This window comes from Tritonibacter scottomollicae, assembly GCF_032924845.1.
Taxonomy (GTDB): domain Bacteria; phylum Pseudomonadota; class Alphaproteobacteria; order Rhodobacterales; family Rhodobacteraceae; genus Epibacterium; species Epibacterium scottomollicae.
Map to the genome: position 1 here is coordinate 164,154 of NZ_CP136704.1, position 23,739 is coordinate 187,892.

At 63.7% G+C, this 23,739-nt stretch carries 18 protein-coding genes; 8 read left to right on the forward strand and 10 right to left on the reverse strand.

The genetic code is table 11. The features are described 5' to 3' along the window. Positions 1-46 precede the first annotated feature (46 nt). From R1T40_RS01490 to R1T40_RS01500, 3 genes are read right to left on the reverse strand one after another with little or no spacing between them, the layout of a single operon-like run. Positions 47-700, reverse strand: a complete 654-nt coding sequence (locus tag R1T40_RS01490; protein WP_317385623.1) for a DUF938 domain-containing protein — start codon at positions 698-700, stop codon at positions 47-49. After that, entirely contained in the window at positions 700-1,785 is a 1,086-nt protein-coding gene (locus R1T40_RS01495; protein WP_317385624.1) for an NAD(P)/FAD-dependent oxidoreductase, read from the reverse strand. The genes R1T40_RS01490 and R1T40_RS01495 overlap by 1 nt, the downstream gene beginning before the upstream one ends. Continuing rightward, a complete protein-coding gene (locus R1T40_RS01500; protein WP_317385625.1) occupies positions 1,782-2,729 on the reverse strand; it encodes an aldo/keto reductase in 948 nt (315 codons plus the stop codon). Before R1T40_RS01500 ends, R1T40_RS01495 begins: the two co-directional genes overlap by 4 nt. 116 nt (positions 2,730-2,845) lie before the next feature. Here R1T40_RS01500 and R1T40_RS01505 point away from each other — a divergent pair, with 116 nt between their 5' ends. Then, positions 2,846-3,454, forward strand: coding sequence for a CDP-alcohol phosphatidyltransferase family protein (locus R1T40_RS01505; RefSeq protein WP_317386922.1), 609 nt, complete (start codon positions 2,846-2,848; stop codon positions 3,452-3,454). Between the two features lie 517 nt (positions 3,455-3,971). On the opposite strand, the gene R1T40_RS01510 is transcribed toward R1T40_RS01505, so the two are convergent. The 7 genes from R1T40_RS01510 to xdhA form a co-directional block, all read right to left on the reverse strand. Continuing rightward, positions 3,972-5,048 (reverse strand): BMP family ABC transporter substrate-binding protein, encoded by a 1,077-nt coding sequence (locus R1T40_RS01510; protein WP_317385626.1) that lies wholly within the window; start codon positions 5,046-5,048, stop codon positions 3,972-3,974. Positions 5,049-5,168: 120 nt separating this feature from the next. After that, a complete protein-coding gene (locus tag R1T40_RS01515; RefSeq protein ID WP_106163137.1) occupies positions 5,169-6,089 on the reverse strand; it encodes an ABC transporter permease in 921 nt (306 codons plus the stop codon). Further along, the gene (locus R1T40_RS01520) at positions 6,089-7,171 is read right to left on the reverse strand and encodes an ABC transporter permease (RefSeq protein WP_317385627.1); all 1,083 of its coding nucleotides are present in this window, start codon (positions 7,169-7,171) and stop codon (positions 6,089-6,091) included. Before R1T40_RS01520 ends, R1T40_RS01515 begins: the two co-directional genes overlap by 1 nt. 117 nt (positions 7,172-7,288) lie before the next feature. Then, the gene (locus R1T40_RS01525; protein ID WP_317385628.1) at positions 7,289-8,809 is read right to left on the reverse strand and encodes an ABC transporter ATP-binding protein; all 1,521 of its coding nucleotides are present in this window, start codon (positions 8,807-8,809) and stop codon (positions 7,289-7,291) included. Continuing rightward, a complete protein-coding gene (xdhC, locus tag R1T40_RS01530; RefSeq protein WP_317385629.1) occupies positions 8,806-9,753 on the reverse strand; it encodes a xanthine dehydrogenase accessory protein XdhC in 948 nt (315 codons plus the stop codon). The genes R1T40_RS01525 and xdhC overlap by 4 nt, the downstream gene beginning before the upstream one ends. Next, complete coding sequence (xdhB, locus tag R1T40_RS01535) at positions 9,743-12,112, reverse strand: xanthine dehydrogenase molybdopterin binding subunit (protein ID WP_317385630.1); 2,370 nt, start codon at positions 12,110-12,112, stop codon at positions 9,743-9,745. Before xdhB ends, xdhC begins: the two co-directional genes overlap by 11 nt. Further along, positions 12,109-13,533 carry a xanthine dehydrogenase small subunit gene (xdhA, locus tag R1T40_RS01540; protein WP_317385631.1) on the reverse strand — a complete coding sequence of 475 codons (1,425 nt, stop codon included), beginning with the start codon at positions 13,531-13,533 and terminating at the stop codon, positions 12,109-12,111. The genes xdhB and xdhA overlap by 4 nt, the downstream gene beginning before the upstream one ends. Before the next feature lie 523 nt (positions 13,534-14,056). On the opposite strand from xdhA, the gene R1T40_RS01545 reads away from it, so the two are divergent. From R1T40_RS01545 to R1T40_RS01575, 7 genes are all read left to right on the forward strand, one after another. Then, entirely contained in the window at positions 14,057-14,914 is an 858-nt protein-coding gene (locus R1T40_RS01545; RefSeq protein ID WP_317386923.1) for a metalloregulator ArsR/SmtB family transcription factor, read from the forward strand. A gap of 14 nt (positions 14,915-14,928) precedes the next feature. Further along, complete coding sequence (locus R1T40_RS01550; RefSeq protein WP_317385632.1) at positions 14,929-15,927, forward strand: ArsJ-associated glyceraldehyde-3-phosphate dehydrogenase; 999 nt, start codon at positions 14,929-14,931, stop codon at positions 15,925-15,927. A gap of 35 nt (positions 15,928-15,962) precedes the next feature. Beyond that, entirely contained in the window at positions 15,963-17,204 is a 1,242-nt protein-coding gene (gene arsJ, locus R1T40_RS01555; protein ID WP_394805029.1) for an organoarsenical effux MFS transporter ArsJ, read from the forward strand. Continuing rightward, positions 17,201-18,223 carry an ACR3 family arsenite efflux transporter gene (gene arsB, locus R1T40_RS01560; protein ID WP_317385634.1) on the forward strand — a complete coding sequence of 341 codons (1,023 nt, stop codon included), beginning with the start codon at positions 17,201-17,203 and terminating at the stop codon, positions 18,221-18,223. Before arsJ ends, arsB begins: the two co-directional genes overlap by 4 nt. A 116-nt stretch (positions 18,224-18,339) precedes the next feature. Then, positions 18,340-18,891 carry an ImuA family protein gene (locus R1T40_RS01565; protein ID WP_317385635.1) on the forward strand — a complete coding sequence of 184 codons (552 nt, stop codon included), beginning with the start codon at positions 18,340-18,342 and terminating at the stop codon, positions 18,889-18,891. After that, complete coding sequence (locus R1T40_RS01570) at positions 18,833-20,311, forward strand: Y-family DNA polymerase (RefSeq protein ID WP_317385636.1); 1,479 nt, start codon at positions 18,833-18,835, stop codon at positions 20,309-20,311. The genes R1T40_RS01565 and R1T40_RS01570 overlap by 59 nt, the downstream gene beginning before the upstream one ends. Beyond that, on the forward strand, positions 20,308-23,691 hold the full coding sequence (locus R1T40_RS01575) for an error-prone DNA polymerase (RefSeq protein WP_394805008.1): 3,384 nt from the start codon (positions 20,308-20,310) through the stop codon (positions 23,689-23,691). The genes R1T40_RS01570 and R1T40_RS01575 overlap by 4 nt, the downstream gene beginning before the upstream one ends. Positions 23,692-23,739: the final 48 nt, after the last annotated feature.

The following is a 23,739-nucleotide window of genomic DNA, read 5'->3' on the forward strand; positions in this document are numbered from 1 at the left end:
GTTTTGGAGAGGGCGGTGTTACAAAAACTTTATATTTGTGCACATCTCATGTGCGCGACAAGATCAAGCACAGGTTGTTCGCGGGCATCTCCACCTGCTTTGTCAGCTGAAGCCCTACCGCCGCGGCCCATGTCGTGATGTCATCCACGTCCTTGTAGCCGATCTCCGGGTCGTGGGTGCTGAGGGCGGCGTGGAAATTGCGATCACCCTCGCTGACCAGCTGACCGTCGCGCGTAAAAGGGCCGTAGATCACCATCCGCCCGCCCGGCGCCAGCGCCGTAGAGGCTTCGCCCAGCAGGGTGCGGACCTCATCGGCGCTGACCAGATGTAACAGATTGGCCAGCAGGATCAGATCAAACGGGCCGATCAGCGCGCCCCAGCCGGATGATGTGGCATCCAGCGCCGCCGCCAGTTCCACGTTTTGCACCTCTGCGTCGGTCACATGGGCGTCGATACTGGCGCGGCGGCTCGGATCGATGTCGCTGGGCTGCCAGTTGAGGCCGGGCAGGGCGCGGGCATAGCCGACCACATGCTGACCGGTGCCGCTGGCGATCTCCAATGCGCGACCCGTGGCGGGGGCATGCTGTTCCACCACCGCCAGAAGCGGCGCGAGATTGCGTGCGGCAGCAGGGGCAAAGAGTTTGCCGCCGGCGGTTTCCTCGGCCACTGAGGCCTGTCCGGGTACGGATCGAAACGGCATCAGGTGAACCTCTCGGGGCTGAGGGCGGCAACCATGTCGGCGTCAATTTCCGGCGTGCGACCCGCCACCAGATCGCGCAGCAGCCGGGCCGAGGCCGGGGCACTCTGGAACCCGTAGCCGCCTTGTCCGGCATACCACCAGAAACCGCTCTGCCGTGGATCCGCGCCAAACACCGGCACCCCGTCGGGGGCAAAGCTGCGCAGCCCGGCCCAGCTGGTTTCCAACCGGGTCACGGGGGTGGTGACCATCTCTTCGTAGCGGGCAAGCCCTTCGGCCAGAACCATGTCGTCGGCCCAGGCATCCTGCGGCGGCACCGGCTCGGCATCGGCGGGCGAGACCAGCAACTTGCCGGCCTGCGGTTTGGCATACCACGCCTCGTGCACGCCCATCAGCATCGGCCAGTCGCTGACGTCATGCCCCCCGGGCGCCGGCAGTTGCGCGATTGATCGGCGTCTCGGCTGGATGCCCACTGGCGCCACCCCGGCCATCTCGGCGATGATATCGGCCCAGGCACCGGCGGCATTGACGATCTGGCGCGCCTCGAAGCTGTCGCTGCGGGTCTCCACCCGCCAGCCCGCGTCCAGCCGGGTGATCGCTGTGACCTCCTGCCGGGTGCGGGTCTCGCCGCCGCGCTGGCGCAGTAGCTTGGTCCAGTCGCCCATCAGCCGGTCCGTGTCGATATCGGTGGCGGTCTCATGGGCGGCGGCAAAGGCCACGCTGTCGGGGTTCAGGATCGGCACCCGCGCCAGCGCTTCGCTCACCGGGATTTCCTGCAGGTCCAGCTCGGCCAGATCTGCCTCAAAGCCCGCGCGCTGGTCCGCACGCGCCACCAGCATCAGCCCGCGCGGACTGAGATAGCTGTCGCGCGCCGCGCCGGGCGTGACAAAAAACGCGCGACTGGCCTGCGACAGCGCCTTGATCGGACCAGGGCCGTAGTCCTCCTCGAACATTGCCGCCGACCGTCCCGACGCATGAAACCCCAGCGCGTCCTCACGCTCCAGCAGCAGCACGGAGCCCAGTTCGGCCAGATGCGCCGCCGCGCCAATCCCGGCCACGCCGCCGCCAATGACAAGGAAATCGATCATGCTTCCTCCAGCCGGTCGGTTGCCGGCGCCGGGCGGGGGCTGAGCGCTGCGATGCGGGCATAAAGCTCCGGCGACATCTCGAACTGCGTCGCCGCCAGCGAGGGCGCCAACTGCGCGGCGGAGCGCGCCGACAGGATTGGCGCAGGGCGTGCCGGGTGACCGGCGGCCCAGGCCACGGCCAGCGTGGCGGCGTCAATGTCCAGTTCCTCGGCAATTTCCAGCAGATCACGCGCCGACTGATGCATCCAGTCCTGGCCGTAGCGCGCGGCGTAGCGTTTGTCCTCACTCAGCCGCCCAGAGCCGCCGCGGGCGTATTTGCCGGTCAACAGCCCGCCGCCCAGTGGCGAGTAGGGCACCGGCAGGATGTTCTGGTCGGCGCACATCGGCAGGAGTTCTACCTCCGCCTGGCGCTTCACCAGCGAATACATCGGCTGCAGCACGTCGATCTGCAGACCGAGCCGTGCGGCCAGCGCCACCGCCTTCATCACCTGCCAGGCGGCGAAGTTCGACAGGCCCACGTGACGGATCAGCCCCTGCTGCTTCAGTTCGGCGAAACAGGTCAGCGTGTCCTCCAGCGGCGTGTCGGGATCAAATCGGTGCAGATAGAGCAGGTCCACCCCGTCGAGGTTCAGCCGTTGCCGACTTTGGTCGAATTGCGCCCGCATGTTGGCGGCGCTGGCACCGCCGGTGATGCCCACCTTGGTTGCCACATAAAGCGCCTCGCGCTCCGGGGCGATCAGCTTGCCGAGGATCTCTTCGCTGGCGCCCTCGGTGTAGACCCAGGCGGTGTCGAAGTGGCGCAGGCCGGACGCGCGGCAGGCGGCGAACATCTCGGCCGAGGCCTGCGCGTCGGCGCGACCGCCGAACTGCATGCAACCAAAGGCAAAACGGCCAATATCGTGACCGTCGAGAGTGGTGAGCGGGGGGCGAGATGTCTGTGTCATGCGGCGGAGAGTGGCACGCAGATGGGCCGAGGGCAACGGTGCGATGCCCAGGGCTTTCACATTCCAGCGCAGCAACGTGAATGGATGTTTCAGCCCATTGCCGCTACATCGAGATCATGTTTGACGCCAAGATACGCCCGCTCATTGATCCGGTCCTGAATGCGCAGGGGGCCCGCCTTGCCGCGCTTGGGGTGACGGCCAATCAGATCACCCTGCTTGGGCTGGCGCTGGGGCTGCTGTCGGCGGCGCTGATCGCCTGCGGGGCTGTGGGCTGGGCGCTGCTGCCGCTGCTGGCCTCGCGGCTTGCGGATGGGCTCGACGGGGCGGTGGCGCGGGCAGGCAGGCCGAGCGATTTTGGCGGTTATCTCGATATCGTCTGCGATTTTGTCTTCTACGGCGCGGTGCCGCTGGCCTTTGTGGCGCTGGCGCCTGCGGCCAACGGGCTGGCGGGAGCCTTCCTGCTGTGCAGTTTCTATGCGAATGGGGCGAGCTTCCTCGGCTATGCGGTGCTGGCGGAAAAGCGCGAGATGAAAACCCGGGCGCGCGGGGTGAAGACGCTTTATTTCACCGGCGGGCTGCTGGAGGGGGCGGAGACCATCGGTTTCTTCGTGCTGCTGTGTTGCCTGCCGGGATCCTTTGTGCCGCTGGCCTATGCATTTGGCACGCTCTGTTTCCTCACCGCGCTGTCGCGTGTGCTGCTTGCGGCCAAGGTGTTCGGCGACTGAGGCGCATTGATCGCAAGAGGTGCGAGGGCGGGGCGTGGCTCCCGCCGCCTCGGGTCCTCTGTCCCTTTGGGATCAGAGCCTCCCTCGGCGTTGGGCCGGGCAGCCAGCCCGGGGAACCCGGGCTGGCTGCCGCCGCGCGTGCCCCGGAGGGGCGCGCGCGGCCACGCCCGTTGGGCGTGAAGAGGCGCGGCTGCTCCTATGGGGGAGGAGCCGCGCACGGGCAAGCCAATTGTTTTCACCAGCTTAATACCTGTTGCGCCGGTCCCAGATCTATGCGCGCGCAGATGGCGCAACGGGCATAAAAAGTATCAGCATCAGTGCCCCATTGTTTCGTGCGTGAAACATAAGGTCAGCAGTACTGACTTGCTTGGCCGAGGACGTGCTGGGGGGCAGCCACCGTTGGTATCGCTTGTATGCAGATCGTTGATCCGGTCCGCAGGTGCCGTTTGTTCTCTCCCGAGACAAGAAAAGACCCGCCCCAAAGGGCGGGTCTCTCCAGATCGCGATCACGAAATGCTTACTCCGGGATGGAGCCTTCGATGCCTTCGACATAGAAGTTCATGCCAGCCAGCGTGCCGTCATCTGCAATCTCACCCTCGGCGAGGAAGTCGGAACCGTCCTGCTTTTTCAGCGGGCCGGTGAAGGGGTGGTATTCACCCGAGGCCATCGCCTCCTTCAGCGCCAGCGCTTCGGCTTTCACCTCGGCCGGAACTGCATCGGTGATCTCGCCGATGCCGACCATGCCGGGGCCGATGCCGTCCCAAGTGTCCACAGAGGTCCAGGTGCCATCCATCACGGCCTTGGTGCGCGCGATGTAGTAGGGCGCCCAGTCGTCAATGATCGAGGACACGCGCGGGAAGGGCGCATATTCCGCCATGTCAGACGCCTGACCAAAGGTGACCACATTGCCCGCCGCCTGCGCTGCGGCCTGCGGTGCGGTGGAGTCGGTGTGCTGCAGGATCACGTCCGCGCCCTGTTCGATCAGCACTTTTGCGGCGTCGGCTTCCTTGGCCGGGTCAAACCAAGTGAAGGCCCAGACGATCTTGAACTCGACGTCCGGGTTGACCTTCTTGGCGTGGATATAGGCGGAGTTGATGCCGCGGATCACTTCCGGGATCGGGTAGGAGCCGATGTAGCCGACGATGTTGCTCTCGGTCATATGGCCCGCGATGGTGCCCTGTACGGCGCGCCCCTCGTAAAACCGCGCGGAATAGGTCGAGACGTTCTCGGCGCGCTTGTAGCCGGTGGCGTGCTCGAACTTCACATCCGGGAATTTCTTGGCGACGTTGATGGTGGGATCCATGTAGCCAAAGGAGGTGGTGAAGATCAGGTCCGCGCCCTGCAGGGCCATCTGGGTGATCACGCGCTCGGCGTCGGGGCCTTCTGCGACGTTTTCCACATAGACGGTTTCGACCTTGTCGCCGAATTCTTCGACCACGGCCTTACGGGCCTGATCGTGTTCATAGGTCCAGCCGCCATCGCCGACGGGGCCGACGTAGACAAAGCCGACCTTGGTCTTGTCCTGGGCCAGCGCGCCACCGGCGGCCAGACCCAGCGCAACAGCAGCGCCGGTAAGAAGTTTGGTGAGTTTCATGAGATGGGTTCCCCCTGGTTGGTTCTAATGTTGTGACCCGCCCCGGTTCGCCCCGAAGCTGGATTTTGGTGTGCTCGCCCGCGCCGCAATGCGCCCCGGACGAGGAGACGCCCCCCGAAATCAACGAGAGGCGTGGAAACTCCGGCCGAGCGACGCGGGCGCGCTGCTTTTGTCGGCGGACAGGATGACGAGCACCAGAATGGTGATCAGATAGGGTGACATTGCCAGATACTCCACCGGAATGGCAACGCCCGCCGCCTGCAGATTGAGCTGAACCACGGTGACGCCGCCAAAAAGATAGGCGCCGAGCAACGCACGCCAGGGTTTCCAGCTGGCAAAGACCACCAGCGCCAGGGCGATCCAGCCGATACCGGCCGTCATGCCTTCGGTCCACTGCGGCACCCGGATCAGGCTGATGTAGGCGCCGCCAAGCCCGGCGCAGGCGCCGCCGAACAGGATCGCCAGGGTGCGGATCTTGACCACCTTGTAGCCCAGCGCATGTGCGGCCTCGTGATTTTCGCCCACCGCGCGCAGGATCAGCCCGGCCCGCGTAAACTTCAGCACCGCCCAGACGGCGGCGGTGAGCGCGATGCCGAAGTAGAGCACCACGTCATGGGAGAACAGGATACGGCCCAAGATCGGCAGATCCGACAGCAGCGGAAGATCCACTCGTGCCATCTGCGGCGGTTTCACCCCCACATAGCGCTGCCCCATCAGCGCCGAAAGCCCCAGCCCAAACAGGGTCAGCGCCAGACCAGAGGCGACCTGATTGGCCAGCGCCAACTGCGTCAGCCCCGCAAACAGCAGCGATAGCGCCGCGCCCGCAACGGCGGCGGCGACAAACCCCATGAGCGGCGAGCCAGTCTCCACCGCCGCGGCAAAGCCCGCGATAGCGCCCACGATCATCATGCCCTCGACCCCGAGGTTCAGGACACCGGATTTTTCCACCACCAGCTCGCCGATCGCGGCCAGCAACAAGGGCGTGGCCGCAACCATCAGTGAGGCGATGAGAAGGACCGGGTTAATTGCAGACAGATCCATCACGCGACCTCCGGCTTGCCAATTGAGATGCGAAAGTTGGTCAGCATGTCCAGCGCCAGAAGAAAGAACAGCAACATCCCCTGAAACACCTGGATGGCCGCCGAGGGCAGGCCCAGATTGCCCTGCGCAATGTCGCCGCCAATATAGGTCAGCGCCATCAGCCCCCCGGCGAGCAGGATGCCCACCGGATGCAGGCGGCCCAGAAAGGCCACGATGATCGCGGTAAAGCCGTAGCCGACGTTGAAATCGATCGAGACCTGACCCGAGGGGCCGGAGACTTCGAACATGCCGGCAAGCCCGGCCAGCGCGCCCGAGGCACCCAGACAGAACAGCACCAGCCGTGCCGGCTTCACCCCGGCAAACCGCGCCGCCCTCGGCGCCTCGCCGGTCAGGCGGATGTGGTAGCCCAGCATGTGCCGGTTCAGAAGCACGTAGGAGAAGATCACCGCGATCAGCGCCGCCACCACGCCCCAATGCATGCCGGTCCCGGCGATCAGCTCGGCGTTATGGGCACTGTCGTATTGCTGCAGGTTGCGCGAGCCGGGAAAGCCAAACCCTTCGGGATTCTTCATCAATCCCAATGACATGGAGGCCAGAAATTGCTCCGCCACATAGACCAGCATCAGCGACACAAGGATCTCGTTGGTGCCGAACCGCGTCTTCAGAACCGCCGGGATCATCGCCCAGGCCCAGCCGCCAAAGGCGCCGGCCAGGATCATCAACGGAAAGATGATCCAGCTCTCCATCGGGTAGAAGGCCAGCCCCACCCCCGCGCCGGTCAGCGCGCCGATGATGTATTGTCCTTCGGCGCCGATGTTCCAGATCCCGGCGCGGAACCCCAGTGACAGGCCGATGGCGATCAGCACCAGCGGCGCCCCTTTCACCAGAAGCTGCGGGCGGTAGTAAAACGCAAACTCGCCAAACAGCGGTTCCCAGAAAATCGTGCGGATCGCCTCCACCGGAGGCTTGCCGAGGGCGGCAAACAACAGCCCCCCCATCAGCATGGTCGCCAGCACCGCCATCAGCGGTGTCGCCAGCGACCAGGCGCGCGACGGCTGCGGTCTTTTCTCTAACCGGATCATCCCTATTGTCCCTCTTGGCCGGAAATTCGTGCTCCGGTCCTTTTCATCTTTTCCCAAATACCTCCGCCGGAGGCTTCTACCCCTGGCGCCATGCCCCCATGATGGCCGACAGAGGCGCTACACATGCGCCACTTCCATGCCATGGGCGCCACCCATCATCAGGCCGATCTCGTCTACCGTCAGCTCCGCCGTAGGGCGGGGGGCGGACAGGCGGCCTTCGTTGAGGGCGGCAAAATTGTCCGAAATCTCCATCAGCTCGTCGAGATCCTGGCTGATACAGATCACCGCCGCGCCATTGGCGGCCAGATCCAGCAGCGCCTGGCGGATCGCTGCCGCCGCTGCCGCATCGACACCCCAGGTCGGCTGGTTCACCACCAGCACTTCGGGCCGTTGCAACACCTCGCGGCCAATGACGAACTTCTGCAGGTTGCCGCCCGACAGCGACCGGGCCGCATTCTCCGGCCCCGGCGTGCGCACGTCAAAACCCTTGATGATCCGTTCGGCAAAGCTCCGGGTGGCGCCCCACTTCAGAAACCCGTTGTTATCCAGCCCCTCGCGCACCGACCCGGTCAAAAGCGCATTCTCGGTCAGGCTCATGTCGGGTGCCGCCGCATGGCCAAGCCGCTCTTCAGGCGCGGTCAGAACCCCGAGGCCACGCCGCGCGGTAGGCCCCATATGGCCAATGGGCTTGCCGTCGAACTTCACCGCATCGCGGGCGCAGGTCACCTCGCCGGACATCACCGACAGCAGCTCGTCCTGGCCGTTGCCCGCCACCCCGCCGATGCCGAGGATCTCGCCCCGGCGCACCGCCAGATGCACTTTCTTCAGCGCGGTGCCAAAGGCCGAGGGCGCAGGCACCGACAGGCCGGTGATATCCAGCGCCACCTCGCCAAACGCCTTGGCGCTGCGCTCCGGTGTCTTCAGCGCCGTGCCCACCATCAGCTCCGCCATGTCGCGGGCCGAGGTGTCGGCGGGGGTGCATTCGCCCACGTTCTTGCCCAGCCTCAGGATGGTCGCGTGATCGCACAGCGTGCGGATTTCCTCCAGCTTGTGGCTGATGTAGAGGATCGAGGTGCCCTCGCTTTTCAGCTTCTTCAGGGTCTCGAACAGGATCTCCACCTCCTGCGGGGTCAGCACCGAGGTCGGCTCGTCCATGATCAGCAGCTTGGGATCCTGCAACAGGCAGCGGATGATCTCCACCCGCTGACGCTCGCCGGCGGACAGATCGCCGACGGTGCGGAAGGGATCAAGCGGCAGGCCATAGGCCTCTGATACTTCGCGGATACGGGCGGCCAGATCGCGCAGGGCGGGCGGCTTCTCCATCCCCAGCGCGATATTCTCGGCCACGTTGAGCGCGTCAAACAGCGAGAAATGCTGGAACACCATGGCGATGCCGTCGGCCCGCGCCTGGCGCGGCTCGGCGGGCTCATAGGGCGCGCCGCGCAGGATCATTCGACCACTGTCGGGTTTCACCAGACCATAGATCATCTTCACCAGCGTCGATTTTCCGGCACCATTTTCGCCGAGGAGCGCATGCACCTCGCCCTCGCCGATTGCAAAGGAGACGGAATCATTGGCCACAACGCCGGGGTAGGCCTTGGTGAGACCTTCGAGGGTCAATAGGGGGGGCGTGCTCACGCGCTGTGCTCCTTGTTCAGCTCGGTATTCCGGTCCGCGCGCCGTGACAGCGCCATGAGTTCTGCGGCCACGCCGATGGCGATGGCCTGAGGGTGTTTGCCCAGTTCGGGCAGGCCGATCGGGCAGGTAAGGCGGGCAATCTGTTCCTGCGAATGCCCCAGGTCCGACAGACGCGCCCGAAACCGCGCCCATTTGGTTTTTGAGCCGATCAGCCCGGCAAAGCCGAAGCCATGTCCCAGCAGGCCGTGGCATAGCGCCAGATCCAGCTGATGGGAATAGGTCAGGATCAGATGCTGGGCGTTCGGAGCCGCATGCGGCACGAGCCGCTCAGGGGCGCGCTCGGGCAGGGAGGTGACGCCGGCGGGAATACTGTCGGGAAACTTCTCCGCGCTCACATCCACCCATGTGATATCCAGATCCGGCAAGGGAGCCAGCACCTCTGCCAGGGCCCGGCCCACATGACCGGCACCCCAGATCCACAGCGATTGGCTGGGGCGATGCACCGGTTCCACCATCCAGCCCTGCAGCAGCTGTGCCTCGGGGCGTTGGCCCTGGTTGCGGGCGGCATTGAGCAGACGGCTCACAGCCAGCGGTTGCGATCCCGGAGCGGTCGCGCGGACCACAACGTCCTGATCCGGATCGGGCAGGTCTGCGGAAGTGTAGACTTCGCTCAGCAGGGTGACGGAACCGCCACAGCATTGCCCCAGATCCGGCCCCAGCGCATGGGTGCTGAGGCGGCGGGGCATGTTCTGGCCGCGCGCCAGTTCCGCCGCCTCGTATTCCAGTGCGCCGCCGCCGATGGTCCCCGATTGCCCGCCATCCCAGACCAGCATCGCCGCGCCCACCTCGCGGGGGGAGGAGCCCTTCACCTGAGCCACCACGACGCGGGTGACGCGGGCATGGGCTGCGACCGCGTCCCTCAGGGCCTCCAGATCAAACGCCATTCTGCACCTGTCCGATCGCGCGCCAGATCTCCTCTGCCGTGGCCGGCGCATTGAGATGCGGATAGGCCGCGCCATAAGCGCCAACCGCATCCGACAGCGCCAGCCAGGCGGAAATCCCCAGCATGAAAGGCGGCTCGCCCACCGCCTTGGAGCGATAAATGGTCTCTTCCCGGTTAGGCGCATCATAAAGCGCCACATTGAACACATCGGGACGGTCCGAGCAGGCGGGGATCTTGTAGGTGGAGGGCGCATGGGTCCGCAATTGCCCGGTGCCGTCCCAGACCAGTTCTTCGGTGGTGAGCCAGCCGACCCCCTGCACATAGGCCCCTTCGACCTGACCGATATCCAGCGCCGGGTTCAACGAGGCCCCTGCATCATGCAGGATATCGCAGCGCAGGATGCGGTTCTCGCCCGTCAGACGATCCACCACAACCTCGGTCACCGCAGCGCCATAGGCAAAGTAGAAAAACGGTCGCCCCTGGCCCTTGATCCGGTCCCACTCCAGCGAGGGCGTCTTGTAATACCCCGTAGCCGACAGGCTGACACGCCCGGTGTAGCACAGCATCGCAGCCGCCTCGAAGGAGATCTCCTCCGCGCCGATGCGCACAATGTCGCCCTCAAAGACCACCGCCGATGCGGGCTGTTGATAGGTCTGCGCCAAATGCGCCGCCATGCGGTCGCGAATGGTGTCACAGGCGGCCTTCACCGCCATCCCGTTGAGGTCCGATCCGGAGGAGGCCGCCGTGGCGGAGGTATTGGGCACCTTGGCGGTATCGGTTGCGGTGATCTTCACCCGCTCCAGACCAACCCCAAACCGCGCGGCCGCCACCTGCGCCACCTTCTGGAACAGCCCCTGTCCCATCTCGGTGCCACCGTGATTGAGATGGATCGAGCCATCCTGGTAGACATGCACCAGCGCACCGGCCTGGTTGAGATGGGTCAGGGTGAAGGAAATCCCGAATTTCACTGGCGAAAAGGCAATCCCGCGCTTCAGCCGGTCATTGCCTGCGTTCCAGTCCGCAATCTCTGCCCGCCGCGCCGTATAATCGGAAGTCTCCAGCAACTGTGCCGTCATTTCATGCAGCTCAAAGTCCGTCACCTCCATGCCGTAGGGGGTGCTATTGTCCTTCATCTTTTCAGAAATATCTCGGGGGGAGGCCGCAGGCCGGGGGGCAGAGCCCCCGTTATCCGTAGCAGTGGCAGATCCCCCGGCTGCAGGCGCATCATAATAATTCCGCAGCCGCAGCGCGACCGGATCCAGACCCAACACATGCGCGGCGTGATCCATCACCCGCTCGATGCCAACCATGCCCTGCGGGCCACCAAAGCCGCGATAGGCGGTGGCGCTTTGCAGGTTGGTTTTTAGCCTATGGCTCTCGATGCGGATGGCTGGGATGGCATAGGCATTGTCGGCATGCAACATGGCCCGGTCGGCGACCGGCAGCGACAGATCCTGCGCCCAGCCACAATTCACCAGATGGGTGAATTCAATACCCGCAATCCGCCCCTCGGCATCAAACCCGGCCCGGTAGGAGATGCGAAACGCGTGGCGTTTGCCGGTGATGGTCATGTCATCATCGCGGTCATAGCGCATCTTGCAGGTCTTGCCGGTGTGCCGCGCCGCTACAGCGCAAGACACGGCCAGCGCGTTGCCCTGGCTTTCCTTGCCGCCGAAACCACCGCCCATGCGGCGGGTCTCCACCCTGACGCTGTGCATCGGCAGGCCGATGGCCTCGGCCACCTTGTGCTGGATCTCGGTCGGGTGCTGGGTGGAGGAGTTGACGATCATGCCGCCATCCTCCTGAGGCATCGCCAGCGCGGCTTGCCCTTCGAGGTAGAAATGTTCCTGTCCGCCGAGCTCGAACGTGTCCTCGATGACATGTCGCGCGGCGTCGATGGCGACCGCGGCATCGCCTTTCTGATAGATGCGCGGGCCGTCTTCGAACCGGCTGTTTGCGGCCAGCGCCGTCTCCAGTGTCAGCAGCGCCTCTTCCTCGGCATACTCAACATCGCCCTTGCGCGCGGCGACGCGAGCGGCGCGATGCGAGGTGGCCACCACCAGAAACACCGGCTGACCGAGGTAATGCACCTCCCCGGCAGCCAACAGCGGTTCGTCATGCAGCGACGGCGAGACGTCATTGTCGAACGGCAGATCGTCGGCGGTCAGCACCGCAACCACGCCTTTGCTGGCACGCACCGCATCGAGGTCCATGGCGGTGATCCGGCCCTTGGCAATCTGCGACAGGCCAAAGGCCAGATGCAGCGTGCCTTTTGGCGTCGGGATGTCATCCACATAGCGCGCTTGACCGGTCACATGCAGGGCGGCGGCGTCATGGGGCAGGGGGTGTGCAACGCTCATTGGCTCACCTCCAGCACATGGGCGGGGGCGCCATTCAGATCGGTGAAGTAGCGCATCAACATGTTGCGGGCAGTCTCCTGCCGGTAGCTGGCAGAGGCGCGCATGTCGCTCATTGGGGTGAAATCGGTATCAAGGGCCGCCTGTGCCGCCTGGATCGTTGCCGCAGTCCAAGGCTGGCCGATCAGCGCCGCCTCCACATGAGCAGCGCGTTTCGGGATGCCGGCCATGCCGCCAAAGGCGATCACTGCGGCTGTGACGCTGCCGTTCACCACCGTGACGTTGAAGGCGCCAAGCACGGCAGAGATGTCCTGATCGAAGCGTTTGGAGAGTTTGTAGACCCGCAAGGCATCGGGCTGGCGGGCAAAGCTGACTGCTTCGACAAATTCTCCCAGGGCGCGGTCTTGCTTGCCATAATCGACAAAGAAATCCTGCAGCGGTAGGGTGCGGCGCGCCTCGCCTTTTCGCAGGTGCAGGTTTGCACGCAAGGCGATCAGCGCGGGCGGGTTGTCCCCGATGGGGGAGCCATTGGCGATATTGCCGCCGATGGTCGCCGCCGCGCGCACCTGCTGGCTGGCGTAACGGCGGATCATCTCGGCGTAGGAGGGATGCAGCGGCGCGAGGGCCTCCCGCACCCGGTTCATGTCGGCCATGGCGCCAATGTGGACTTCGCTGTCGGTCACGGTGATCTGTTTCAGGTCGGTGCAGCCGTCGAGAAAGATCACGTCGTCAAGATCGCGCAGCTGTTTGGTGACCCAGAGGCCCACATCGGTCGCCCCGGCGATCAGCGTTGCCTTGGGGCGGGCCGCATAGGCTGTGGCCAGCGCGTCCGAGGAAGTGGGGCGCAGGGTGTTTGACGGCGCAGCTGCTGTTGCGGGGGGCTCTGCCCCCCGGTCTGCGACCTCCCCCCGAGATATTTCTGAAAAGATGAAGGACCTGTCCGCTGCGATCCAGTCCGGAACGGGGGCGGCCTGTGCGGCCTCGGCGGCGCGGATGATCGGCGCGTATCCGGTGCAGCGGCAGAGGTTGCCGGCCAGCTGGTCGTCGTGGTCGGTGGCGCCATTTGTATGAGCGGTGACCATCGACATGATGAAACCCGGGGTGCAGAAGCCGCATTGGCTGCCGTGCTGGTCCACCATCGCCTGCTGCACCGGGTGCATAACACCGTCGGGGCTTGCCGCGCCCTCGACCGTGCGGATGGATTTGCCCTGCAGCTGCGGCAGGAACAGGATGCAGGCGTTCAGCGCCCTGACGCCGTCCTGATCGGTGACCATGACCGTGCAGGCGCCGCAATCGCCTTCGTTGCAGCCTTCCTTGGTGCCGGTGAGGCCGCGGTCGTCGCGCAACCAGTCGAGAAGCGTGGTGGTCGGCTCGGTGTCTGGAAGCGAGACCTCTTCACCATTGAGATGAAAGGTGATCGTCATCTTGAAAGCCAGTCGCGTTACCCTGTTGCCCCATGCTGCGCGGCCTTCGATGCGACGTAGAAGGGGGCGCGGGGTTGTGTCCTATTGTCACGTTCAGCTTGTGAGGGCCGGAACGCCAAAGCAAGACCTAATGCCGGGCCCAAACCGGCAATGGAACCTCGTTGGCGCGTTCGGCGTATGGCAAGCATTGCGCGACTACCTTTTGATTTGTAACAATTTTGCGCAAGCGATGCTATGGCAGAACGTGCTTTGAGACGTAGGAGTTTCAAAAAAATCCATAGAATGGATGAACATCTTTTAAGCGGGCCGTCCAGGTGTCTGCAAAGGTGTAAAACCCCATGCTGGCGTTCGAAGCGTCATTTCAATCGGTCTGAATGTCCGTAAGGGACATGCAAGGACCGGGGGCGGGCCTTCGGATGACTGCTATCTTCCTCTCTTCAAGGCAGACACACACCTTAACATGCGCAGGGCGCCAGCGATGTTTTTGCTTGCTGAACCTTTATATTTCGATAAAACGCGAAATATGGAAAAAGAGATTCCCCTTCGCCTCGCCGTCCTTGGCCACCCGCAACGCCTTTCGGTGTTGCGGCTGCTGATGCGCCGGTATCCAGATCGTGTTCCCGCAGGTGAGATCAGCGCGGCACTGGATGTGAAATCCAGTACATTGTCGTCATATCTTTCTGCTTTAATGCAGGTCGGGCTGGTGACCAAAGCCCGTGAGGGGACCTGGCTGTACTATCGCGCCAACGTCCCCGCCATGACGGAGACGCTGAATGCGCTGGTTGTCGACTGCTGCCGGGGACGCCCTGAATTGTGTCTTCCGTTCCAAACAGACCCGCGATCGGAGATCGAACGCATGACTGAACAGACTTATAATGTCCTTTTTATCTGCACCGGAAATTCTGCCCGCTCCATCTTTGCGGAAACGCTTTTGCGCAGTGAGGGGGGGGACCGTTTCAACGTCTATTCGGCTGGAACAAGACCATATTCAGAGTTGAACCCCGTTGCGCTCGACGTGCTGCGTGCCAAGGGGCATGAAACGGCCAACCTGCGCGCCAAGAATGTCAGCGAATTCATCGGCGACACCGCTCCCAAGTTCGATTTTGTCTTTACGGTGTGCGACCAGGCCGCGAACGAGGAATGTCCCGCGTGGGACGGCCAGCCCATTTCGGGCCATTGGGGCATGCCGGACCCGGTGAAGGCCGAAGGAAGCCAGGCCGAACAGAGCCTCGCGTTTCAGCAGGCATACGGCACCCTGAAGAACCGCATTCGCGCCTTTGCCGCGCTGCCCTTTGCCGAACTGGACCGGGTTTCGCTGCAACGTGCGGTGGATGACATTGGCCAGTCGAACTGTGCTGAGCCTGAACCCCTGACCATATAGATCGAGGATACATCATGACCGTTTACGCATTGAACGGCCTTGGCCGGATGGGCAAGCTGGCCCTGAAGCCGCTGCTGGAGAGCGGTGCCGAAATTGCCTGGATCAACGACGCGGTGGGGGATGCGCAGATGCATGCGCATCTGCTGAAATTCGACTCCGTGCATGGCCGTTGGCAGGCGGAGATTTCGTCTGACGCCGACAGCATCACCATTGATGGCACCCGGCTTCCCGTCCACGCCAGGCGCCGCATCGAGGATCTGCCGCTGGCCGGCGTTGATGTGGTGATCGACTGCACCGGCGTCTTCAAGAGCGAGGCCAAGCTGGCGCCCTATTTCGAGGCCGGTGTGAAAAAAGTCGTAGTGTCCGCCCCGGTCAAGGACGGCGAGACCGCCAATATCGTCTATGGCGTCAATGATGATGTCTACGACGCCGCGCGCCACCGCATCGTGACCGCTGCCAGCTGCACCACCAACTGCCTTGCGCCGGTGGTGAAGGTCCTGCACGAGAATATCGGCATCAAACACGGCTCGATCACCACGATCCATGATGTGACCAACACCCAGACCATTGTTGACCGACCCGCCAAGGATCTGCGGCGCGCGCGCTCGGCGCTGACCAATCTGATCCCGACCACCACCGGCTCGGCCACCGCGATCACGCTGATCTACCCGGAACTCACCGGCAAGCTGAACGGTCACGCGGTGCGGGTGCCGCTGCTCAATGCTTCGATCACCGATTGCGTCTTTGAAGTGGCGCGCGAGACCACTGCCGAAGAGGTCAACGCCCTGTTCAAACAGGCTGCCGAGGGCGCGCTCTCGGGCATTCTCGGGTATGAAGAACGGCCGCTGGTCTCGTCTGATTACACCAACGACACACGCTCGTCGATCGTGGATGCGCCCTCGACCATGGTGGTCAACGGCACCCAGGTGAAGATCTACGCCTGGTACGACAACGAGATGGGCTATGCCCACCGGCTGGTGGATGTGGCCAAGATGGTGGGTGACAACCTGTGACCTCCGCGCCCGCGCAAAACGGCCTGGCCGCCTATATGGCGGTGACGGCGGCCTATTGGGCCTTCATGCTGACCGATGGCGCCCTCAGGATGCTAGTGCTGCTGCATTTTCACACCCTGGGTTTCAGCCCGGTGCAGCTGGCCTATCTCTTTGTTCTTTATGAGATCGCGGGCATGGTCACCAACCTGTCAGCGGGCTGGATCGCCGCGCGGTTTGGCCTTACCTCGACGCTTTATGCCGGGCTTGGGTTGCAGGTGGTGGCGCTGGTGGCGTTGACGCAGCTTGATCCCGACTGGCAGATCGCCACCTCGGTTGCCTTTGTGATGCTGGTGCAGGGTCTGTCCGGTGTGGCCAAGGATCTGGCCAAGATGGCGTCGAAATCCGCCGTCAAACTGCTGGCCCCAAAGGACGGCGACGGGCTGTTCCGCTGGGTTGCGGTGCTGACTGGGTCGAAGAATGCGGTCAAGGGTCTTGGCTTCCTGCTGGGGGCTGCACTGCTGGCGCTGGCGGGGTTTACCTGGGCGACCCTTGGCATGGCCGTCATCCTCGGGCTGATCCTGATCGCGGTGCTGATCGCCATGCCCGCAGGCCTGCCCACCGGGCGCAAGGGCGCAAAATTCTCCGAGGTCTTCTCCAAATCCCGCAATATCAACTGGCTGTCGGCGGCGCGGGTGGTCCTGTTTGGCGCGCGTGACGTCTGGTTCGTGGTTGGCATCCCGGTCTATTTCTACGCCGTCCTGTCGGATGGCACAGAAGACGGCAACCGCGCCGCTTTCTTCCTGATCGGCAGCTTCATGGCGATCTGGATCATCTGCTACGGCGCGATCCAGGCCGCGGCTCCCCGCATCCTGCGGGCGCCATCGCGCAGCGAGGCCGAGTTGATCGCCGCCGCCCGTCGCTGGGCCGGCATGCTGGCGGTGGTGCCTGCGGTGCTGACCGGCGCGGTGCTTGTTGCAGCCGGACCGGCCCTGTGGCTGACGGTCACACTGGTGATAGGACTGCTGGTCTTTGGCGCTTTGTTTGCGGTGAACTCCGCGCTGCATTCCTATCTGATCCTCGCCTTCTCCAAGGATGAGCGGGTGACGATGGATGTCGGATTTTATTACATGGCCAACGCGGGTGGGCGGCTTCTGGGCACGGTTCTGTCGGGCCTGACCTATCAACTGGGCGGCGTTGCGGCCTGTCTTGGCACTGCTGCGGTGATGATCGCGCTGAGCGCGCTGGCCGCCGGTCGCCTCTCCTCCGCCCCTTCAGCCCCCGAGAAAGTTGCCGCATGAATATTTTTGAGCGTTACCTGAGCCTCTGGGTCGCCCTGGCCATGATCGCGGGCATCCTGCTGGGCAGCACCGCGCCGGGGCTGGTCGATCTGGTCGCGCGCGCCGAGGTGGCCAGTGTCAATCTGGTGGTCGCGGTGCTGATCTGGGCGATGGTCTACCCGATGATGATCGGTGTGAACCCCAACAGCCTCAGGGATGTGGCCCGCCAGCTCAAGGGGCTCGCCATCACGCTGGTGGTCAACTGGCTGATCAAACCCTTCACCATGGCCGCGCTTGGGGTGTTGTTCTTCGAGGTGGTCTTTGCCCCCTTCCTGCAGCCCGCAGACGCGCAGCAATATATCGCCGGGCTGATCCTGCTGGGGGCCGCGCCCTGCACCGCGATGGTCTTTGTCTGGTCGCAGCTGACCAAGGGCGACGAGAGCTATACCCTGCTGCAGGTCTCGGTGAATGATCTGATCATGGTGGTGGCCTTTGCCCCGATCGTGGCGTTCCTGCTGGGGGTCACCGACATCGTTGTACCCTGGAGCACGCTGGTTCTGTCGGCAGTGCTGTTTGTGCTGCTGCCGCTGCTGGCCGGTCTCTGGACCCGCAGCCGGCTTGGAGACGAGGCGCGCATCGACGCCTTCCTGGCCCGGATCAAGCCGCTCTCCGTCATCGGCCTGATTGCGACCGTGGTGATCCTCTTTGGCCTGCAGGGGCAGGTGATCCTTGATCGCCCCGTGGTGATCGCGATGATCGCGGTGCCGATCCTGATCCAGAGCTATGGCATCTTCTTTCTCGCCTATGGTGCGGCCTATGCGCTGCGCGTCCCGCATCGCATCGCGGCTCCTTGCGCGCTGATTGGCACGTCGAACTTCTTCGAGCTGGCCGTGGCGGTGGCGATCAGCCTGTTTGGCCTCCACTCCGGCGCCGCGCTGGCCACGGTGGTCGGGGTGCTGGTCGAGGTTCCGGTGATGCTGACGCTGGTGGCCTTTGCCAATCGCACGCGGGCACGGTTCGCGACAGGTGACACATCCTGACGGGAGGGGGGCGCACGATGCTGGTTTCGGCAGGTGCGCATCCTGCTGCATCCGTGTAGTATGGTGCCATCAACACGGGTGTTGATTTACCTTCCAGCTCTCTTAACTGTGTGTGCATGACCCCTCCTTCGATGCCTTTTCCGCTTTCCAGAGGTCGCGCCCATGAGGTGTGCGGCGCTGCTGCGTTCTCCTTCGCATTTGGGCTGGCCGCCCGTCTTGGCGGGCAGAGCCTTTGGATCCGCGAATCCTGGGAGACGGGCAAGATCAACCCGGATGGGATTGCGGACTTTATCGATCCTGCCGACCTCCTGCTGTGCCATGCGGACAGTCAGAGAGAGGTTCTGGCCGTCGCCGAAGAGGCCTTGCGCTCGGGGGCGGTGACGCTTGTCGTGATGACGCTGAGCAAGCCCTTGGGCCTGACCGAAGGGCGGCGTTTGCAGTTGGCGGCGCGTGACGGAAACGCTGTCGGGCTGGCCCTTATTCCCGAAGGGATGGGCAGCAATGCTGCGGAAACCAGATGGCGGTGCGATCCGGTTTTTGACTCCCGGGACTCGACTCTTTTGAAGTGGGAGCTTATCAAGAACAAATCGGGAACGTTAGGTGTCTGGTATGTTCGATGGGATGCAGCGTCGCGTCGTTTCGCTATGGTTTCCCCGGCTGGCAAGTGACCGGGCATTGCGGTCGAGGCCGATTCAGGGGCCGTTCGTCCTCACGCTCAAACAGAAGAATGCAAACCGGGTCTATTGCCTGAATGCAGAGGCTGAACGCCAAGGTTTGCACGCGGGCATGCCTTACTCCGATGCGCGTGCCTTCTGCCCGGATCTGCGCAGCCGGGTGGCGGACCCGCAGGAGGATTTGCGATTTCTGCATGTGCTGCGCCGTTGGGCCACGCAGTATTGTCCCTGGGTGGGGCTGGAGGATGCAGAAGGCCTGGTGCTGGATGTGACCGGGTCGGTGCATCTCTTTGGGGGCGAAGAGGCCCTGCTGGCGGAGATGTGCGGGAAGCTTCAACGCGCAGGGTTTGAGGTGCGGGCCGGTCTCGGCGATACGCGCGGCGCGGCCTGGGCACTGGCGCATTATGGGGCAGGGGTGGCGCCGACCGGCGATATGCTGCGTGCAATAGGGGCGTTGCCCGTTGCGGCACTACGGTTGGAGGCGCGCGAAACGGTTGCCCTGCAACGATTGGGGCTGCGCCGGGTGTCCGATCTGGCTGCGGCCGCGCGTGCGCCACTGACGCGCCGGTTTGGTCCGGGGGTGCTGCGGCGCCTTGATCAGGCCCTGGGGGCACAGCCGGAAGACATCTCGCCACTGGCGGAGGCGCCACACTATGGCGTCCGCATCACCCTGCCGGAGCCTATCGGATTGGTCGATGACGTGATGGCCGGAACACGGCGCCTGCTGGAGCAACTCTGTCACAAGCTCAAGGCGCAGGAGGTCGGTGCCCGCATCCTCTGTCTGACGCTGGATCGTGTGGATCATGACAGCCAGCAGGTCGAATTGCGGCTTGCCCGCCCCCTGCATGATCCGGGGCGTATTCTGCCGCTGTTCGAACGCGGTGTCAGCGACATCGATGCGGGGTTTGGCATCGAGCGCCTGCGCCTTGAGGCGACGCGGGTCGAGGATGTGCATGCAACCCAAATGAACCATGTCTCAGCCGGGCCTAAGGACCAGTTGGAGGATTTGATCACGCGGATCGGCACGCGCATCGGCCTGGATAACATTCAAAGGTTTCTCCCGGCCGACAGCCATATCCCGGAGCGCAGTTTCACACTTTCATCTGCAGCCTATTGCGAACCTCAAAGTGGCTGGGCCCCCGCCCGACCGCGCCCGTTGCTGTTGTTCGCTCCGGAGCCGATCTCTGGCAGTGGCCCGCATCCGCCGCAACGGTTTCGCTGGCGACGGATGGCGCTGACCACGGGGCGGGCCATTGGTCCTGAACGCATTTGTCCCGAATGGTGGCTGGAAGATGAAAACTGGCGCAGCGGGCTGCGGGATTACTGGCGTGTCGAAACGCAGCAGGGGCGGCGGCTGTGGCTCTTTCACACGCCGCAGGCACCGGGATGGTTTGTGCAGGGGGAGTTCACATGAGCGAAGTCAATCGCACGCCCCGCCCCGTTGAGACGTTTGACCGGACCATGCGGGGGGGGCATTCGGAGAGCCCCGGTTATGCAGAACTGTGTGTGACCAGCAATTTCACCTTTCTGACAGGTGCCTCACACCCCGAAGAGCTGGTGGCACGCGCGGCGGAATTGCGGCTGGCGGCCCTGGCCATCACGGATCGAAATTCCCTGGCGGGTGTGGTGCGGGCCTGGAGCGCCCTGAAGGCGCTGCGGCGCGAGGCAGCAGAGGCTGTTCAAATCAGATCGCAACACCGTATCGACCCGTCCTCCCGGCAAGAGGTCGGTGTTGCGACGCCAATTGAAAAGCCGGATGTGCCCACCCTGCCCAAGCTGATTGTCGGCTGCCGGCTGGTGTTGCGCGACAGCTCCGTGGATTGGGTCGCCTTGCCCCGCGATCACGCGGCCTATACGCGGCTGACCCGCCTTTTGACACTGGGCAAGCGGCGGGCGCCCAAGGGGGCGTGCCATCTGGACAGCAAGGATCTGTTGGCATCCTGCCGGGGGATGATCCTGATTGCCCTGCCACAGGCGGGGTTGAGAGAGGCCATTGCCGATATTCAGAAGATGCGGCAGACGTTTTCGCATCACGTCTTTCTGGGGGCGGTTCCGCGCTATGATGGCAGCGATCAGGCCTATCTGGCCCGCTGCGCAGAGGTGGCGCAGAAGACCTGCGCGCCGATGGTGGCGGTGGGGGATGTGCTCTTGCACAGGGCCAGTCGCAGGCAGCTGGCCGATGTGCTGACCTGCATGCGCGAGCATCTCACCATCGACGAGATTGGCAGCCGGGCGCTGCCGAATGCGGAACGCCGGTTGAAGGCGGGCGCGGATATGGCGCGGCTGTTTCGCGACTATCCGGCCGCCCTGCGCCGCACGTTGGAGATCATGGACAAATGCAGCTTTGATCTGGGCGAACTCTCCTATGATTACCCCCATGAGGTGGTCGGGCAGGAAACCCCGCAGGACCGGTTGGCGCGCCTCGCCCAAGACGGGCTGGCCTGGCGCTATCCTGAGGGGCCGTCCGAGCGGGCGATAAACCTGTTGCAAAAGGAACTGGCCCTGGTCGGGGATCTGGGGTTCGCGGCTTATTTCCTGACCGTGCATGACATCGTTCAATTTGCGAAGTCACAGGATATTCTGTGTCAGGGGCGCGGCTCTGCGGCCAATTCGATTCTGTGCTATCTCCTTGGCATCACCGACGTCAGCCCGGATATGATCACCATGGTGTTTGAGCGCTTTGTCTCGAAACACCGGGGCGAGCCGCCGGATATCGACGTGGATTTCGAACATGAGCGTCGCGAAGAGGTGATCCAGTGGATCTATGACAAATATGGCCGGGATCATGCCGGTCTATGCGCCACGGTGATCCATTTTCGATCCCGCGCCGCGATCCGCGAGGTCGGCAAGGTCATGGGATTGTCGCAGGATGTGACGGCGGGATTGTCCGGGCAGATCTGGGGCATGAGCAACGGCGGTGTCGATCCCAAACGTATGCAGGAACTTGGTCTCAACCTTGAAGATCGCCGTCTGATGCAGACCATTCGCCTGATCGGTGAAATCATCGGCTTCCCAAGACATCTGTCGCAGCATGTCGGTGGCTTTGTGATCACCCGGGGGCGGCTGGACGAACTGTCGCCGATCGAAAACGCCGCGATGGAGGACCGAACTGTCATCGAATGGGATAAGGACGACATCGACGCGCTTGGCATTCTGAAGGTCGATGTGCTCTCGCTCGGCATGCTGACCTGCGTGCGCAAGGCCTTTGAACTGCTGCGGGTACACGAGGGGCGGGAGATGTCCATCGGGGAGGTGCCGCAGGATGATACGCCCACATATGACATGTTGTGCCGGGCGGATGCGGTGGGCGTCTTTCAGGTGGAAAGCCGGGCTCAGATGAATTTCCTGCCGCGGATGAGGCCGCGCGAATTTTATGATCTGGTGATCGAGGTGGCCATCGTGCGCCCGGGGCCCATTCAGGGGAATATGGTCAAACCCTATATCCGCCGTCGGCATGGTCTGGAGCAGCCGGAACCCTTTGGGCCGGACCTTGAGAACGTGACGAAACGCACATTGGGGGTGCCGCTGTTTCAGGAACAGGCCATGCAGATCGCGGTTGTCGGTGCCGGTTTCACGGCCGAAGAGGCGGATCACCTGCGCCGGTCTCTTGCCTCGTTCCGGCGGATGGGAACCATCGGCACGTTTCGGGATAAGTTCATCGCCGGCATGTTGGAGAATGGCTATGCCCAGGACGTCGCGGAGCGGTGTTTTTCTCAGATCGAGGGCTTTGCGGATTATGGTTTTCCCGAAAGCCATGCCGCTGCCTTTGCCATGCTGGCCTATGTGTCAGCCTGGCTGAAATGCCATTATCCGGCGATCTTTGCCTGTGCCTTGCTGAACTCACAGCCCATGGGATTTTATGCTCCGGCACAGATCGTGCGGGATGCGCGTGAGCACGGGGTGGAGATCCGTCCGATCTGCGTGAATGCGTCGAAATGGGACAATGCGCTGGAACGCCGTGCGGATGGCAGTCTGGCCCTGCGGTTGGGGTTTCGCCAGATCAAGGGGTTCAAGAAGGAGGAGGCCGGCCTGATCGTCGCTGCGCGCGGCAACGGTTATCCCGATCCCGAAGCGCTCTGGCTGCGCGCGGGGCTGCGGCCCGAGGTGCTGACACGGCTGGCCGAAGCGGATGCATTCGCCGATATGGGACTGACCCGCAGGGATGCCCTGTGGCAGGTCAAAGCCATTCGCAGCCCCAGCCCTTTGCCGCTGTTCAACGATCCGATCGACGGCGAAAGCATTCGCGAGCCGGAGGTGGAGTTGCCGGTGATGCATCTGGGAGAGGAGGTGGTCGAAGACTACGTCGCCACCCGGATGACATTGCGCGCCCACCCGATGGAGTTGCTGCGCCCCTCCATTCCGGAACTGGTGCCCCATGCGGCGCTGCAGACCGTGCCAGCGGGGCGCCACACGGTGTGTGGCCTGGTGATCACGCGCCAACGTCCGGGGACGGCCTCGGGGGTTATTTTCCTGACATTGGAAGATGAAACCGGCGTCAGCAATGTGGTCGTCTGGCCAAAGGTCTATGAGCGGTTTCGGCGGATTGTGATGGGGGGGCGGCTGCTGAAAGTGCGGGGCTACCTGCAGCGCGAGGGGATCATCGTGCATCTGATCGCCCAGGAGATCGCCGATATGTCCTACAAGCTCGCAGAGCTTGGCCATCCGCTGGAGGATGCGGTCGGCATAACGCAACCTCAGGCGGATGATGCGCCGCGCAAACAGAACACCGGCCCCAGCGCACGGCACCCGAGAGAGCAGGCCAAACGGTTGTTCCCAAGTCGGGACTTTCATTAAGGGCGGGCGGCGGCCGGGGGTATCATGCACCAAGGTCGCGCGACATCC

Coding starts and splice junctions, on each gene's coding strand:
- xdhC (WP_317385629.1), bottom strand. CDS start 9,753: ATGGCGTTTGATCTGGAGGCCCTGAGGGACGCGGTCGCAGCCCATGCC.
- R1T40_RS01495 (WP_317385624.1), bottom strand. CDS start 1,785: ATGATCGATTTCCTTGTCATTGGCGGCGGCGTGGCCGGGATTGGCGCG.
- R1T40_RS01505 (WP_317386922.1), top strand. CDS start 2,846: ATGTTTGACGCCAAGATACGCCCGCTCATTGATCCGGTCCTGAATGCG.
- xdhA (WP_317385631.1), bottom strand. CDS start 13,533: ATGACGATCACCTTTCATCTCAATGGTGAAGAGGTCTCGCTTCCAGAC.
- R1T40_RS01515 (WP_106163137.1), bottom strand. CDS start 6,089: ATGGATCTGTCTGCAATTAACCCGGTCCTTCTCATCGCCTCACTGATG.
- R1T40_RS01550 (WP_317385632.1), top strand. CDS start 14,929: ATGACCGTTTACGCATTGAACGGCCTTGGCCGGATGGGCAAGCTGGCC.
- R1T40_RS01490 (WP_317385623.1), bottom strand. CDS start 700: ATGCCGTTTCGATCCGTACCCGGACAGGCCTCAGTGGCCGAGGAAACC.
- arsB (WP_317385634.1), top strand. CDS start 17,201: ATGAATATTTTTGAGCGTTACCTGAGCCTCTGGGTCGCCCTGGCCATG.
- xdhB (WP_317385630.1), bottom strand. CDS start 12,112: ATGAGCGTTGCACACCCCCTGCCCCATGACGCCGCCGCCCTGCATGTG.
- R1T40_RS01510 (WP_317385626.1), bottom strand. CDS start 5,048: ATGAAACTCACCAAACTTCTTACCGGCGCTGCTGTTGCGCTGGGTCTG.
- R1T40_RS01570 (WP_317385636.1), top strand. CDS start 18,833: ATGTTCGATGGGATGCAGCGTCGCGTCGTTTCGCTATGGTTTCCCCGG.
- arsJ (WP_394805029.1), top strand. CDS start 15,963: ATGGCGGTGACGGCGGCCTATTGGGCCTTCATGCTGACCGATGGCGCC.
- R1T40_RS01575 (WP_394805008.1), top strand. CDS start 20,308: ATGAGCGAAGTCAATCGCACGCCCCGCCCCGTTGAGACGTTTGACCGG.
- R1T40_RS01500 (WP_317385625.1), bottom strand. CDS start 2,729: ATGACACAGACATCTCGCCCCCCGCTCACCACTCTCGACGGTCACGAT.
- R1T40_RS01545 (WP_317386923.1), top strand. CDS start 14,057: ATGGAAAAAGAGATTCCCCTTCGCCTCGCCGTCCTTGGCCACCCGCAA.
- R1T40_RS01565 (WP_317385635.1), top strand. CDS start 18,340: ATGACCCCTCCTTCGATGCCTTTTCCGCTTTCCAGAGGTCGCGCCCAT.
- R1T40_RS01520 (WP_317385627.1), bottom strand. CDS start 7,171: ATGATCCGGTTAGAGAAAAGACCGCAGCCGTCGCGCGCCTGGTCGCTG.